Source organism: Streptomyces sp. XM4193 (assembly GCF_023072595.1).
Classification (GTDB): domain Bacteria; phylum Actinomycetota; class Actinomycetes; order Streptomycetales; family Streptomycetaceae; genus Streptomyces.
Map to the genome: position 1 here is coordinate 1,242,424 of NZ_JALLGK010000001.1, position 13,536 is coordinate 1,255,959.

At 71.2% G+C, this 13,536-nt stretch carries 14 protein-coding genes and 3 tRNA genes; 13 read left to right on the forward strand and 4 right to left on the reverse strand.

Annotated features, from left to right (window positions below; genetic code table 11):
* Positions 1-63 precede the first annotated feature (63 nt).
* Entirely contained in the window at positions 64-723 is a 660-nt protein-coding gene (locus MTQ01_RS05180; RefSeq protein WP_247487067.1) for an NAD(P)H-binding protein, read from the reverse strand.
* 35 nt (positions 724-758) lie between these two features.
* Positions 759-2,018 carry a hydrolase gene (locus MTQ01_RS05185; protein WP_247487068.1) on the reverse strand — a complete coding sequence of 420 codons (1,260 nt, stop codon included), beginning with the start codon at positions 2,016-2,018 and terminating at the stop codon, positions 759-761.
* A gap of 279 nt (positions 2,019-2,297) precedes the next feature.
* On the opposite strand from MTQ01_RS05185, the gene MTQ01_RS05190 reads away from it, so the two are divergent.
* From MTQ01_RS05190 to MTQ01_RS05215, 6 genes are all read left to right on the forward strand, one after another.
* Positions 2,298-2,370, forward strand: a tRNA-Thr gene (locus tag MTQ01_RS05190).
* A 47-nt stretch (positions 2,371-2,417) separates the two neighbouring features.
* A tRNA-Met gene (locus MTQ01_RS05195) sits at positions 2,418-2,490 on the forward strand.
* Positions 2,491-2,584: 94 nt separating this feature from the next.
* Complete coding sequence (rpmG, locus tag MTQ01_RS05200; protein WP_006347275.1) at positions 2,585-2,749, forward strand: 50S ribosomal protein L33; 165 nt, start codon at positions 2,585-2,587, stop codon at positions 2,747-2,749.
* Positions 2,750-2,992: 243 nt separating this feature from the next.
* Complete coding sequence (locus MTQ01_RS05205; protein WP_247487069.1) at positions 2,993-3,445, forward strand: MaoC family dehydratase N-terminal domain-containing protein; 453 nt, start codon at positions 2,993-2,995, stop codon at positions 3,443-3,445.
* Positions 3,446-3,464: 19 nt separating this feature from the next.
* Positions 3,465-3,899: a MaoC family dehydratase gene (locus MTQ01_RS05210; protein ID WP_247487757.1), complete on the forward strand. Its 435-nt coding sequence runs from the start codon at positions 3,465-3,467 to the stop codon at positions 3,897-3,899.
* A gap of 72 nt (positions 3,900-3,971) precedes the next feature.
* The gene (locus tag MTQ01_RS05215; RefSeq protein ID WP_247487070.1) at positions 3,972-5,027 is read left to right on the forward strand and encodes a UDP-N-acetylmuramate dehydrogenase; all 1,056 of its coding nucleotides are present in this window, start codon (positions 3,972-3,974) and stop codon (positions 5,025-5,027) included.
* A gap of 210 nt (positions 5,028-5,237) precedes the next feature.
* Here the strand turns inward: MTQ01_RS05215 and MTQ01_RS05220 are convergent, their stop codons facing one another.
* Complete coding sequence (locus tag MTQ01_RS05220; protein WP_247487071.1) at positions 5,238-6,311, reverse strand: adenosine deaminase; 1,074 nt, start codon at positions 6,309-6,311, stop codon at positions 5,238-5,240.
* Between the two features lie 191 nt (positions 6,312-6,502).
* Positions 6,503-7,771, reverse strand: coding sequence for a pyridoxal phosphate-dependent aminotransferase (locus MTQ01_RS05225; protein WP_247487072.1), 1,269 nt, complete (start codon positions 7,769-7,771; stop codon positions 6,503-6,505).
* Between the two features lie 404 nt (positions 7,772-8,175).
* On the opposite strand from MTQ01_RS05225, the gene MTQ01_RS05230 reads away from it, so the two are divergent.
* The 7 genes from MTQ01_RS05230 (at position 8,176) to MTQ01_RS05260 (ending at position 13,292) form a co-directional block, all read left to right on the forward strand.
* Positions 8,176-8,248, forward strand: a tRNA-Trp gene (locus MTQ01_RS05230).
* Between the two features lie 107 nt (positions 8,249-8,355).
* Positions 8,356-8,637: a preprotein translocase subunit SecE gene (gene secE / locus MTQ01_RS05235; protein ID WP_247487073.1), complete on the forward strand. Its 282-nt coding sequence runs from the start codon at positions 8,356-8,358 to the stop codon at positions 8,635-8,637.
* Positions 8,638-8,710: 73 nt separating this feature from the next.
* Entirely contained in the window at positions 8,711-9,601 is an 891-nt protein-coding gene (gene nusG / locus MTQ01_RS05240; RefSeq protein WP_247487074.1) for a transcription termination/antitermination protein NusG, read from the forward strand.
* A gap of 302 nt (positions 9,602-9,903) precedes the next feature.
* Positions 9,904-10,782: an NmrA family NAD(P)-binding protein gene (locus MTQ01_RS05245; RefSeq protein WP_247487075.1), complete on the forward strand. Its 879-nt coding sequence runs from the start codon at positions 9,904-9,906 to the stop codon at positions 10,780-10,782.
* A gap of 208 nt (positions 10,783-10,990) precedes the next feature.
* Positions 10,991-11,425: a 50S ribosomal protein L11 gene (gene rplK, locus MTQ01_RS05250; RefSeq protein ID WP_247487076.1), complete on the forward strand. Its 435-nt coding sequence runs from the start codon at positions 10,991-10,993 to the stop codon at positions 11,423-11,425.
* A 125-nt stretch (positions 11,426-11,550) separates the two neighbouring features.
* Complete coding sequence (gene rplA, locus MTQ01_RS05255) at positions 11,551-12,267, forward strand: 50S ribosomal protein L1 (protein ID WP_247487077.1); 717 nt, start codon at positions 11,551-11,553, stop codon at positions 12,265-12,267.
* A 146-nt stretch (positions 12,268-12,413) separates the two neighbouring features.
* A complete protein-coding gene (locus MTQ01_RS05260) occupies positions 12,414-13,292 on the forward strand; it encodes a hypothetical protein (RefSeq protein WP_247487078.1) in 879 nt (292 codons plus the stop codon).
* The last annotated feature ends 244 nt before the right edge of the window (positions 13,293-13,536 follow it).

The following is a 13,536-nucleotide window of genomic DNA, read 5'->3' on the forward strand; positions in this document are numbered from 1 at the left end:
CGGCCGGTGGCTTCGGCCGCGGCGCCCGGGGCGGAGCCGGCGCACCGCCCGCCCGGGGCGGAGCTAGCGCACCGCTGCCGCGACGGCCTCGGCGACCGGCACATCCCCGTTGACCAGCTCCAGGGTGTGTCCCACCGACAGGGGTTCGTCCAGCAGCGCGAGCAGTACCGCCGCCACGTCGTCCCTGGTCACCTCGGAACGCCCGGTGTGCGCGGCGAGCTCGATCCGGCCGGTGCCGGGGTCGTCGGTCAGACGGCCGGGCCGCAGGATCGTCCAGTCCAGGTCGGAGCGTGCCCGGACGGCTGCGTCGGCGGCGCCCTTTGCCCGCAGGTACGTGGCGAACACCGGGTCGACGTCGGCCGGGGGTTCGCCGTCGACGCCCATGGCCGAGACGATCAGCAGTCGCCGTACGCCCGCCCGTGCCGCCGCGTCGGCGAACAGTTCGGCCGCCGCGCGGTCGACGGTCTCCTTGCGCGCCTCGCCGCTGCCGGGTCCCGCGCCGGCCGCGAACACCGCCGCGTCCGCGCCCCGCAGCAGCTCGGCGACCTCTTCGACGGAGGCCGACTCCAGGTCGCAGACGAGCGGTTCGGCGCCCGCCTCCCGTACCAGGTCGGCCTTCTGCGGGCTCCGGATCAGCCCGAGGGGCGTGTCTCCCCGGGAGCGGAGCAGCCGCTCCAGGCGTTGGGCGATCTGTCCGGCTCCACCTGCGATTACTGTGCGCATGCTCCGACGTTACGCCGGTGCCGGCCGCACCGGCGCTACCCCTGCGCCTGGCGCGGCAGTTCGGGCGTGCCGGCCGCGTCGGCGTCGCAGAACTCGCGCACCGCGCTCGTCCTGGCGACGACTCGGCCCCGGTGCAGTACGACCCTGCTGTACGCCAGCGACAGCGCGCCCTCCAGCGTCTCGCCGCGCACCGCCAACAGCTCGGCCGGGAAGCCCGGTTCGACGCGTACCGCGGGCAGGCCGAGCGCGGTACGGGCGCCGGTGCTGACCGCCTCGTACGCCTCCGCCGCGCTCGCGGTGCCCTGGGCGGCGAGCAGGTACGCGGCCTCCAGCGGGTCTCCGCGGCCCACCGGGTTCGCCGTGTCGCGCAGGGCGCCGCTGCCGGCCGCCACCCGTACGCCGGCCTCCTGCAGCACGCGCAACGGCGGTGCGGAGCAGGGGAGTTGGCGGTCGGTCAGCGTGCAGCCGCCCTGCGGCAGCAGGGTGACGGCCGCGTTCGCGGCGGCGAGCCGGTCGGCGACGTCCGCGACCGTGCGGCCCGTCATCCGGCCGAGGCCGCCGCACGGGCCGACGGTGACGGCGGCTCCGATCCCGCCGACGGCGCCGGCCAGTTCGGCCAGTCGGGACGGATCGCGTGCGTCGGTGTGCAGGTCGACGGCGCAGCCGTGCTCGGCGGCGATGTCCAGCAGCGTGGCGGTGTACTCGGCCGGGTCGGGGTCGAGATCGGGGCAGCCGCCGATGGCGGTGGCGCCCATGCGCACCGCGTCCTCGACCATCGCCGCCGTGTCCGCGCCGGCGATCCCGCTGAGCAGTCTGGGCACGGCGACGGCGGTGAGTTCGGTCAGCCCGCGCAGGGCCCGCCGGGCGGCGAGCACGGCCTGAAGGGTGGTCAGTCCGTCCCGGCCGCCGATCGGCACATGGGTGCGCACGGCGGTCGCGCCGTGGCCGAGCTGGAGCAACGCCGCGTCGGTGGTGCGCCGTTGGATGTGCGCGGGCTTGCGGGAGGGCGGCAGTCCGCGGGCGGGGGCGGTGAGCGCGGTGTCGTGGTGGGCGTGCGGTTCGGCGGGTGCGGGGAGCAGCAGATAGCCGGCGAGGTCCATCCGGGGCGGCCCGTCGGCCTCCGCGCGGGGCAGGCTGCCCGCGGTGCTCACGGCGTCGATCCGTCCGTTGCGCAGCCGTACGTCGACGGTGCGGCCGTCCTTCAGCCGGGCGCCGGTGAGCAGCAAGCCCTTGCCGGTCGGGGTGGGGCTGGGCTGGTCGGGCACTCCCGGCCCCTGCGGCTGACTGTCGGCCATCGGACTCCCGCTCGCTCTGGCGGGTGTGTGCGGGGCGCGCACCCGCGCGGATGGACGCGGGGCACCCCGGAGGGATGCCGCGTGATCTTGGAATGGATCGAGGGTAGGACGCTCTCCGTCCGCACCCCGGCAGGCCGGGAATAGTCGTACGGACGTGGTGTGTTGCGGCTCGGGGAGCGGGGCGGAGGGCGCGTCCGGCGGGGGTCGGAAGGGCCTTCGCGGGGGCCGCGGATACGGATTTCACGTTCGGCGGCAGAGCGTGTAATGTCTTCCTCGCTCGCCCCAATAGCTCAGTCGGCAGAGCGTCTCCATGGTAAGGAGAAGGTCAACGGTTCGATTCCGTTTTGGGGCTCTGATGTGCAAGGCCGTCCGCCTTCGGGCGGGTGGCCCTCACATCGTGGCGGCGTAGCTCAGTCGGTAGAGCAAACGGCTCATAATCGTTGTGTCACCGGTTCAAGTCCGGTCGCCGCTACTCACTCTCAGTAGCCGATTGTGGGGTCGGTCCCTTCGATCGGCTACTCTTTCTGTGTTAATCACCTGTCCATCCGCGTCCAAGGAGCACTCACGTGGCTGCCACCGACGTCCGCCCGAAGATCACGCTGGCCTGCGTGGAGTGCAAGGAGCGGAACTACATCACCAAGAAGAACCGGCGTAACAACCCGGACCGTCTTGAGATGAAGAAGCACTGCCCGCGTTGCAAGGCGCACACCGCGCACCGCGAGACGCGATAAACAAGGCTCGCTTCCGGAGGCCGTCCCCGTAACAGGGGGGCGGCCTCCGGGCGTTGCACGCCGGATTTCGTTGCGATCGAGTCTGTGTCCCGGCACGTTCCGGCGGTGTTGTTCGTTCATCGAAGCGGTTCGCACACGTTCGAATCCGTTCGTTCGGCCCGGTCCGGGCTCGATCCCGTTCGGGCCGGTTCTCTCAGATGACCGGCTCCGTCGGTCGGCGGAAACATCAGGAGGCACGGGGTCATGGCGCTCGATCAGGCATTCGTCGGCCGGAGTTATCCGCCGACCGATCCCTATGAGGTCGGCAGGGAGAAGATCAGGGAATTCGCCGAGTCGATCGGCGAGGACAACCCCGTCCACACCGATCGGGAAGCGGCGAGGGCCCTCGGATACCCCGACGTGATCGCGCCGCCCACCTTCGTCTTCGCGATCAGCTTCAGCGCCGCCCAGGACGTCGTGCACGATCCGCAGCTCGGTCTGGACTACGACCGGGTGGTCCACGGCGACCAGCGGTTCGTCCACCACCGCCCGGTGCGGGCCGGCGACCGGCTGACCGTCTCCTCGACCATCGAGGCGATCAAGTCCCTTGCCGGCAACGACATCCTGGACATCCGCGGCGATGTCCACGACGAGTCGGGCGAGCTGGTGGTGACCGCTTTCACCAAGCTGGTCTCGCGTTCGCTGGAGGAGAGCTGAGATGACGGCGCACACACCGATGACCGCCAGGGTCGCCTACGCCGACGTGGAGAAGGGCACCGAGCTGCCTCCGCGCAGTTTCCCCCTCACCCGGGAGACGCTGGTGCGCTACGCGGGCGCCTCCGGCGACTTCAATCCCATCCACTGGAACGAGGCCTTCGCCAGGAAGGTCGGGCTCGAGGACGTCATCGCGCACGGGATGCTCACCATGGCCTCCGCCGCCCGCGTGGTGACGGACTGGGCCGGCGACCCCGGCGCGCTGATCGACTACGGGGTCCGCTTCACCCGCCCCGTCGTGGTGCCCAACGACGAGCAGGGCGCGCTGATCGAGGTGTCCGCCAAGGTCGCCGCCAAGCTGGACGACGAGGCCCGTACGGTCCGCGTCGACCTGACCGCGACCAGCAAGGGCCAGAAGGTACTCGGCCGCGCGCAGGCCGTCGTACGACTGGCCTGAGGCACCGCGCCGCCGCGTCCGTGCACCCCGTCCACCGCGGGCGCGGGCACGGCGGCGCCGTAGTCTGTGCCCGTGCAGGAAGAATCCAACGCCCCCCTCGCCCCGCTCACCACACTGCGGCTGGGCGGTCCCGCCCGAGTGCTGGTGACCGCCACCACCGACGACGAGGTCGTCTCGACCGTGCGGGAGGCCGACGAGCGCGGCACTCCGCTGCTGATCGTCGGCGGCGGCAGCAACCTGGTCATCGGTGACGAGGGCTTCCCCGGCACCGCCCTGCGGATCGCCACCCGCGGCTTCCGGCTCGACGGCACCGACCTCGAACTGGCCGCCGGTGAGAACTGGTCGGAGGCCGTCGCCCGCACCGTGGAGGCGGGACTGGCCGGCATCGAGTGCATGGCCGGCATCCCCGGCTCGGCCGGCGCCACCCCGATCCAGAACGTGGGCGCCTACGGCCAGGAGGTCGCCGACACCGTCACCGAGGTCGACGTGTACGACCGCCGGGAGGGCCGCCTGGTCACCGTGCCCGCCGCCGAGTGCGCCTTCTCCTACCGCCACAGCCGCTTCAAGTCGGAGCCGGACCGCTTCGTCGTGCTCCGGGTCCGCTACGCGCTGGAGGACGCCGACGGCCTCTCCGCACCGTTGCGCTACGCGGAGACCGCGAGGCTGCTGGGCGTCTCGGTCGGCGACCGCGTGCCCGCCGCGCAGGCCCGCGAGACGGTGCTGAAGCTGCGGGCCGGCAAGGGCATGGTGCTTGACCCCGAGGACCACGACACCTGGTCTGCGGGCTCCTTCTTCACCAACCCGATACTGACCGTCGCCGAGCACGAGCAGTTCCTCGCCCGCGCCGCCGAGCGCCTCGGGCCGGACACGGCACCGCCCGCGTACCCGGCGGGGGAGGGGCGGGTGAAGACCTCCGCGGCCTGGCTGATCGACCGTGCCGGCTTCACCAAGGGATACGGCACCGGCCGCGCACGGATCTCGACCAAGCACACCCTCGCGCTGACCAATCGCGGCGAGGCCCGCACCGACGAACTGCTCGCGCTGGCCCGCGAGGTGCGCGACGGCGTCCACGCGGCCTTCGGTGTGACGCTGGTCAACGAGCCGGTCACGGTGGGCTGCTCGCTCTGACCCCGCGCCGCCGGGGCCTGCGCCCGCGCCCGCGCGCAGCGGCAGGCCGGTGCGCGGCTGCACGCCCCTGCGCAGCCGCACGGCCGTGCCGCAGCGGCAGGCCGGTACGCACGCCGACGCGGGGCCCGGCAGGCGGCCGTGCGCCGCACGCCCGCGAGGGGCCCGGGCGGGGGCCGACGCGTGCCCGTGGTGTCCCGCCCGCCCGGGGGCTCAGCCGCCGACCGGCTCCGCCGCGAGCCAGGCGTCGATGTCCGCCAGGATCGCCTTGCGCTCGGGCTCGTCGATACGGCCGCCGCGCACCGACTGACGTGCCAGCTCGGCCAGTTCGGCATCCGTGAAGCCGTGGTGCTCGCGCACGAGCTCGTACTGCGCCGCCAGGCGGGAGCCGAAGAGCAGCGGGTCGTCCGCGCCGAGCGCCATGGGCACCCCCGCGTCCCAGAGCGTGCGCAGCGGCACGTCGGCGGGCTTCTCGTAGACCCCCAGGGCCACGTTGGACGCCGGGCACACCTCGCAGGTGACCTGCGCGTCCGCCAGCCGCGCCAGCAGCCGCGGGTCCTCCGCGGCCCGCACGCCGTGGCCGACCCGGCCCGCGTGCAGGTCGTCCAGGCAGTCGCGCACGCTCGACGGCCCGGACAGCTCGCCGCCGTGCGGCGCGGCGAGCAGCCCGCCCTCCCTGGCGATGGCGAAGGCACGGTCGAAGTCCCGGGCGAAACCCCGGCGTTCGTCGTTGGAGAGCCCGAAGCCGACGATGCCCCGGTCCTTGAACCGCACCGCGAGCCTGGCGAGCGTTCTCGCGTCCAGCGGATGCTTCATCCGGTTCGCCGCGACCAGCACCCGGATCGGCAGACCGGTGTCGCGGGTGGCGGCGGCGACGGCGTCGAGGATGATCTCCAGCGCGGGGATCAGACCGCCCAGACGCGGCGCGTACGAGGTGGGGTCGACCTGGATCTCCAGCCAGCGGCTGCCGTCCCGCACATCCTCCTCGGCGGCCTCGCGCACCAGGCGCTGGATGTCCTCCGGCTCGCGCAGACAGGACCGGGCCATGTCGTAGAGCCGCTGGAAGCGGAACCAGCCGCGTTCGTCGGTGGCCCTGAGCCGGGGAGGCTCCGCCCCGCTCAGCGCCGGCGGCAGGTGGACGCCGTACTTCTCGGCCAGTTCGAGCAGGGTGCCCGGCCGCATGGAGCCGGTGAAGTGCAGATGGAGATGCGCCTTCGGCAGCTGACGGACATCACGAACATGTGCACGGGGCTGAGGGGGACGCTCCCCGGAAAACTGCTGCTGCATTCCAGGATCTTGCCGCATTGTCGACAGGGTCGGAAGTCCGTTTCCCCGAACGAGCGCCGAACCGAACATCTCCGCGCCCGCAACCGAACGCAGATCGGGGTGTTCCGGAAGAACCCGGAACACCCCGATCACGCCGGAAGACCGCCGGCACTGGGCGGTGCGACCCAGCGGCAGCACTCAGCAGTGCGACCTCAGTCGGAAGCCTCCGCGAGGAGCTTCTGCACCCGCGAGACGCCCTCGGTCAGATCGTCGTCGCCGAGCGCGTAGGACAGCCTCAGGTACCCCTGGGTGCCGAATGCCTCGCCCGGTACGACCGCGACCTCGACCTCCTCCAGGATCAGCGCCGCCAGCTCCACCGAGGTCTGCGGGCGCCGGCCCCGGATCTCCTTGCCCAGCAGGCCCTTGACCGACGGGTAGACGTAGAACGCGCCCTCCGGCTCGGGGCAGTCGACGCCCTCGATCTCGTTCAGCATCCGCACGATCGTCCGCCGCCTGCGGTCGAAGGCGGCACGCATCTCGTCCACCGCCGACAGGCCGCCGGACACGGCGGCGAGCGCGGCGGCCTGCGCGACGTTGCTGACGTTGGAGGTCGCGTGCGACTGGAGGTTCGTCGCGGCCTTCACCACGTCCTTCGGGCCGAGGATCCACCCGACCCGCCAGCCGGTCATCGCGTACGTCTTGGCGACGCCGTTGACCACGATGCAGCGGTCGGCAAGCTCGGGAACGACGACCGGCATCGAGTGGAACTCCGCGTCGCCGTAGACCAGGTGCTCGTAGATCTCGTCGGTGAGCACCCACAGGCCGTGCTCGGCGGCCCAGCGCCCGATCTCCTCGATCTGCTCCCGCGAGTAGACCGCGCCCGTCGGGTTGGACGGCGAGACGAACACCAGCACCTTCGTGCGGTCGGTGCGCGCGGCCTCCAGCTGCTCGACGCTCGTCCGGTAGCCGACGGTCTCGTCCGCCACGACCGGCACCGGCACGCCGCCGGCCAGCCGTACGGACTCGGGGTAGGTCGTCCAGTACGGGGCCGGGACGATGACCTCGTCACCCGGGTCCAGGATCGCGGCGAAGGCCTCGTAGATGGCCTGCTTGCCGCCGTTGGTCACCAGGATGTTGGCCGGCTCGACCCGGTAGCCGGAGTCGCGCAGCGTCTTGGCCGCGATCGCCTCCTTGAGCTCGGGCAGACCGCCCGCAGGGCTGTAGCGGTGGAACCGCGGGTTGCGGCACGCCTCGACGGCAGCCTCGACGATGTAGTCGGGCGTCGGGAAGTCGGGCTCGCCCGCGCCGAAGCCGATGACCGGCCGGCCGGCGGCCTTCAGCGCCTTGGCCTTGGCGTCGACGGCGAGCGTCGCGCTCTCGGAGATCGCGCCGATCCGCGCCGACACCCGGCGCTCGGTCGCGCTCACGGTGGCGGAGGACTGTGCGGGGGCCGACTGTGCGGAAGGAGTTGTAGCACTCATACAGCCATCGTTTCAGGCCGGGGACGATCCGCGCACATCAGCCCGCAGTGCGATACGCCGGGCCCGTACTCCGATACGCGGACCGGTCGCCGGCCCGGCCTCCGCGCCGTCCGACGCGGTGTGCCGGACCGCCGCGGGCGCGCTCCGGCACGCCTCGAGAGCGAGCGTCCGTGGATCTTTCCGGCGCGGCCCGCAGCAGGTCCGGAAGCGCTCCGAAGCGGGCACGGAAGCGGCTCGACACCCGCCCGAACAGGGGCGAACCGGCCGTCCACAGCTACGTGTTCGACGACCGGCCCAGGACCACGTACACTCGTCCGTCGTTGGCCCCGGTCACCATGAGCGGTGTCCGTACCAGGTGTGAATCAGGTGCGGTCCTGCGAATGGGGTAGGTTGGGGACACACAAAGGGTCGTAGCTCAATTGGTAGAGCACTGGTCTCCAAAACCAGCGGTTGGGGGTTCAAGTCCCTCCGGCCCTGCTCACGCATCTTCACCACGGTGCGTGCATGCGTACGTACTGAAATGCACGGCCGTGCGGCAGGGACTCGACGCTGCACGGCCATGACCCCGGATCAGGTGAGGACGAGTGGCCGAGATCACGGACACCCCCGAGGTTCCCGAGCCCGGGCGGTCCTCCGACGACAAGAAGCCGCGTCGCGGGGGCAAGCGGGGCAAGAAGGGCCCGTTCGCCCGCCTCGCGCTTTTCTATCGGCAGATCGTCGCCGAGCTGCGCAAGGTCGTCTGGCCCACGCGCCGTCAGCTGTTGACCTACACGTTCGTCGTGATCGTCTTCGTTCTCATCGTCATCAGCCTGGTGTTCGTGATTGACTATGGATTTGGAGAAGTCGTCAGTTTTGTCTTTGGCTGACCGCTCCACGGAGGCGCCGGACGGCGCCGGTCCGTATGTTCCACATCCATAAAGCCAGGAAGAAGCAGCTACCGTGTCTGACCCGAACCTGAACGATGTCGTCGAGCCTGCCGAGCCCACCAAGGGCGGCGAGGCCTCGCTCGGCAACGTCGAGGCTTCGTCCTCCCCGGAGGCACCTGTAGGGGACGGCGCGGACAAGGCCGAAGCTGCCGCCTCCGCGGAAACCGCCGAGTCGGCCGAGGCCGAGGTCGCCGAGTCGTCGGAGTCCTCGGAGAGCGCCGCGCCCGCCGCCGACGCGGACGCCGCCGACAGCGAGGAAGAAGCGCCGGAGGAGGAGCCCGAGCCGGTCGACCCGGTCGCCGCCCTCCGCGACGAGCTCCGCCTGCTTCCGGGCGAGTGGTACGTGATCCACACCTACGCGGGTTACGAGAACCGCGTGAAGACCAACCTCGAGCAGCGCGCCGTCTCGCTCAACGTCGAGGACTACATCTTCCAGGCCGAGGTGCCGCAGGAAGAGGTTGTCCAGATCAAGAACGGCGACCGCCGCACCGTCCGTCAGAACAAGCTCCCCAGCTACGTGCTGGTGCGCATGGACCTGACGAACGAGTCCTGGGGCGTCGTCCGCAACACCCCGGGCGTCACCGGCTTCGTGGGCAACGCCTACGACCCGTACCCGCTGACCCTGGACGAGGTCGTCAAGATGCTCGCGCCGGAGGCCGAGGAGAAGGCGGCCCGCGAGGCGGCCGAGGCCGAGGGCAAGCCGGCGCCGAGCCGCAAGGTCGAGGTCCAGGTCCTGGACTTCGAGGTCGGGGACTCGGTCACCGTCACCGACGGCCCGTTCGCGACCCTCCAGGCGACGATCAACGAGATCAACGCCGACTCCAAGAAGGTCAAGGGCCTGGTGGAGATCTTCGGTCGCGAGACCCCGGTCGAGCTGAGCTTCGACCAGATCCAGAAGAACTGAGCTTCGCAGGCAGGCATCGAGAAGCGCCCCCGACCGCTGGACGACAGCGGGACGGGGCGCTTCTCGTTTCCGCGCCCCCGCTCTGTCGCTCTGCGGTCCTCCGCCCACCGCTCACTGCTCATCACCTGCCGCCGCACCGCCTGCCGCGCGGGTGAACGCCCCTGCTCCCGCGGGTGGTTGAAGCTCCAGCCAGCTGTAGACGCAAACACATGGAACTGCGCGGATCGGCGATGGATCGGCTCAGCTGCCGAGGGTTGACTGAGGACAACCGAGCAAGAGCAGCCAGGGCTGAGGGGAATGAGATGTACACGATCACCGGACCCACCGGACACGTCGGCTCCGTCGTCGTCGAGGAACTGCTGAAGCGGGGCGCGCCCGTACGCGCGGTGGTGCGGGAGAAGTCGAGAGGCGAGCGGACGGCGCGCCTCGGGGCCGAGACGGCTACCGCCGACCTGGGTGACCGGGAGGCGTTCGCCGAGGCACTGCGCGGGAGCAGCGGCGCCTTCGTCCTGCTGCCCACGGTCCCGACCGGCGGCGACGCCGAGCACCGAGCGCTGGCCGACTCGATCGCCGGCGCGGTGTCCGACAGCGGGGTGCCGCACGTGGTGATGCTCTCCTCGATCGGCGCCGAACTGGCCGAGGGGACCGGGCCGATCCGCTGGCTCTGCCATCTGGAGAACCTCCTGCGCGGGACGGGCACCGTGCTGAGTGCGATCCGCTCCTGGCACTTCCAGGAGAAGGTCGAGACGTTGCTGCCCGCGGTGCTCGGAGCGGGCGTGTACCCGGTCTTCGGCGACACCGCCGACGTCCCCACTCCGATGATCGCCACCGCCGACATCGGCCGCGCCGCCGCCGGGGCGCTGCTGGAACCGCCGACGCACAGCGAGGTCGTGGACCTGGAGGGCCCTCGGTACACCGAGCGGGAGGTCGCGCAGTTGCTGGAGGCGATGCTCGGCCGACGGTTGGAGATCGTCACCATTCCTCGCCCCGGTTGGGTCGACGCGCTCGTCGAGGCCGGCCTGCCACGGGTGTTCGCCCAGGAGCTGACGGGTCTCTACGACGCCGAGCAGCAGGGGATCCTCAGGTTCCGCGGCGACCGGCGGCACTCCTGCACGACCGGGCTGGAGGAGACGCTGCGCCGGGTACTGGCGGAGGCCGGTGGCGCGAACCCGGCGGCCTGACCGGGGCCTCGTACGGTCCGGGCCCGCGCGGTCGCGTCCCTGCCCGGCCCGGGCTCGTCCGTCCGTTCGACCGCACTGACCAGCCGGTTTCCTCGCGCGGTGGGGGAGGGGCTATCGTTGTGCGGTATGCCTGCGACCAGCCGTTCCCTCACGGGGCGGCACATCGGCGGGCAGACACCAACACTCTCACTCAAGACCCGGAGAGAGCATGCCTCCCAAGAAGAAGAAGGTCGCGGGGCTTATCAAGCTCCAGATCCAGGCCGGTGCGGCCAACCCGGCTCCGCCGGTCGGCCCCGCGCTCGGTCAGCACGGCGTCAACATCATGGAGTTCTGCAAGGCCTACAACGCGGCGACCGAGTCGCAGCGCGGCTGGGTGATCCCGGTGGAGATCACGGTCTACGAGGACCGCTCCTTCACCTTCGTCACCAAGACTCCGCCGGCCGCGAAGATGATCCTCAAGGCCGCGGGTGTCGAGAAGGGCTCCGGCGAGCCGCACGTCAACAAGGTCGCGAAGATCACCCGCGACCAGGTTCGTGAGATCGCCACCACGAAGATGCCCGACCTCAACGCCAACGACATGGACGCCGCCGAGAAGATCATCGCCGGCACCGCGCGTTCCATGGGCGTCACCGTCGAGGGCTGAAACCGGCCGTCTCTCAGCGCCCCCGTGGCCTGAACTCCCGTGGCAGGGCCAAGCGCTGGCCCGTACCACGACTCCCACCCGCCTCAGCGGCCCGTCCGCGAGGCAAAGATCTGTCAGGAGCAGAAGTGAAGCGCAGCAAGAATCTTCGCAGCGCGGACGCCAAGATCGACCGCACGCGGCTGTACGCGCCGCTTGAGGCCGTGCGTCTCGCCAAGGAGACCTCGACCGCCAAGTTCGACGCCACCGTCGAGGTGGCCATGCGCCTGGGTGTCGACCCGCGCAAGGCCGACCAGATGGTGCGCGGCACCGTGAACCTCCCGCACGGCACCGGTAAGACCGCCCGGGTCCTGGTCTTCGCGACCGGTGACCGTGCGGTGGCCGCGGAAGCCGCCGGCGCCGACATCGTCGGTGCTGACGAACTGATCGCCGAGGTCTCCAAGGGCCGCCTGGACTTCGACGCCGTCGTCGCCACCCCGGACCTCATGGGCAAGGTCGGCCGCCTCGGCCGGGTGCTCGGTCCGCGTGGTCTGATGCCGAACCCGAAGACCGGCACGGTCACCCCCGACGTGGCCAAGGCTGTCACCGAGATCAAGGGCGGCAAGATCGAGTTCCGCGTCGACAAGCACGCCAACCTGCACTTCATCATCGGCAAGGCCTCGTTCGACGAGACCGCGCTGGTGGAGAACTACGCGGCGGCGCTCGACGAGATCCTGCGTCTCAAGCCGTCCGCGGCCAAGGGCCGTTACGTGAAGAAGGCGACCATCACCACCACGATGGGCTCCGGAATCCCGGTCGACGGCAACCGCACCCGCAACCTCCTGGTGGCGGAAGAGGCTGTCTGAGCCTCGCGGTGAGCCGAGCCTCACACACACCCCGGCCCCGTTCTCCCACCTGGGAACGGGGCCGGAGTCGTTCGAGCCCGTGCGCTACGGTGATCGAACGGGACAACTCGGCCCGGCAGTCGGACGGTTGGACGAAAGGGACGGGCATGGGCAGCACACGCAGGAGGACCGTGTACGCCGCCGGGCTGGCCGGAGTGCTGCTGCTGGTCGGCTGCGACGGCCCCGCCGGCGAGGACGCCGAGAGCGCGCCGGAGAAGTCCCGTCCCGCCGCCGTGAGCGCGGTGACCGCGGCGGCCGAGCGGACAAGCGAGGCGAGCTCCGCGAAGGTCACCACCACGGTCAAATCGCCGAACGGACTCGTCGGCGACGTGCGGCTGTCCGGCGTCATGGGCTGGGGGCCGCTGGTGGCCGACCTCGAAGTGGACACCGGCGAGGCCGCGAGCTCCCTCCTGCCGGCCTCCGGACGGCTGGTCTGGGTGGAGGACACCCTCTACCTCGGATCGCAGGACAAAGGAGCGACGGCGCCCGGCGGCAAGGAGTGGATGAAGCTCGACTTCGGCGACGCGCTCGCCGAGGCCGGTGCGAAGGACCTCGCCGGCGGTCTGGGCGAGGTGAACAACCAGGACCCGAGCCGGATCATGGCCCTGCTGCGCGCCGCACCGAACGTTCGGCACGTCGGCCGGGAGCGCGTCGACGGCGCCACCGCCGAGCACTACCGGGGCACAGTCACCCCCGCCGAGGCCGTCGAGGCCGGCGGCGGCCTGGACTCGCTCAGCGAGGCGGAGCGTTCGGCCCTCCTGAAGGACCTGCGTGACTCCGAGGTGAAGAGCTACACCATCGAGGCATGGGTCAAGGACGATCTGCCGCTGCGCATCAACACCACCGTGGACAGCCCGGCGGGGAAGATCTCCGTGGTGCAGAAGCTCTCCGACTACGGCGTCGAGGTGAACGCGAAGGCGCCGCCCGCGGCGGACACCTTCGACGTGGCGCCGCTGCTGGAGCGGTTCGCCGATCTCGGAGCCTGAGCGGCAGAGGTGTGAACCACCGCCGGGGAGGGAAGACTTCGCGGATTTGCCTGCGCAGCCCTGCTCCGTCTACTCTGACGCCGTAGCCAAAGACCGCTGGTCGTCACCGCGCACAGTATGTGTGCGGCGTCCGAAGGCCCCGCTGGCGCGGGCGGCCCGTGCAGGTGAATGAGGTAGCAGCTCCCGGTGGAGAGATTCATCCGGTCGAGCCACGCCCCGTGCGCCTGCGCCGGGGCGTTTGTCG

Excerpts from the sequence above, each read along its gene's own strand:
- MTQ01_RS05180 (WP_247487067.1), bottom strand. The coding sequence starts at position 723 with ATGCGCACAGTAATCGCAGGTGGAGCCGGACAGATCGCCCAACGCCTG.
- MTQ01_RS05185 (WP_247487068.1), bottom strand. The coding sequence starts at position 2,018 with ATGGCCGACAGTCAGCCGCAGGGGCCGGGAGTGCCCGACCAGCCCAGC.
- MTQ01_RS05205 (WP_247487069.1), top strand. The coding sequence starts at position 2,993 with ATGGCGCTCGATCAGGCATTCGTCGGCCGGAGTTATCCGCCGACCGAT.
- MTQ01_RS05210 (WP_247487757.1), top strand. The coding sequence starts at position 3,465 with ATGACCGCCAGGGTCGCCTACGCCGACGTGGAGAAGGGCACCGAGCTG.
- MTQ01_RS05220 (WP_247487071.1), bottom strand. The coding sequence starts at position 6,311 with ATGCAGCAGCAGTTTTCCGGGGAGCGTCCCCCTCAGCCCCGTGCACAT.
- MTQ01_RS05225 (WP_247487072.1), bottom strand. The coding sequence starts at position 7,771 with ATGAGTGCTACAACTCCTTCCGCACAGTCGGCCCCCGCACAGTCCTCC.
- MTQ01_RS05245 (WP_247487075.1), top strand. The coding sequence starts at position 9,904 with ATGTACACGATCACCGGACCCACCGGACACGTCGGCTCCGTCGTCGTC.
- rplK (WP_247487076.1), top strand. The coding sequence starts at position 10,991 with ATGCCTCCCAAGAAGAAGAAGGTCGCGGGGCTTATCAAGCTCCAGATC.
- MTQ01_RS05260 (WP_247487078.1), top strand. The coding sequence starts at position 12,414 with ATGGGCAGCACACGCAGGAGGACCGTGTACGCCGCCGGGCTGGCCGGA.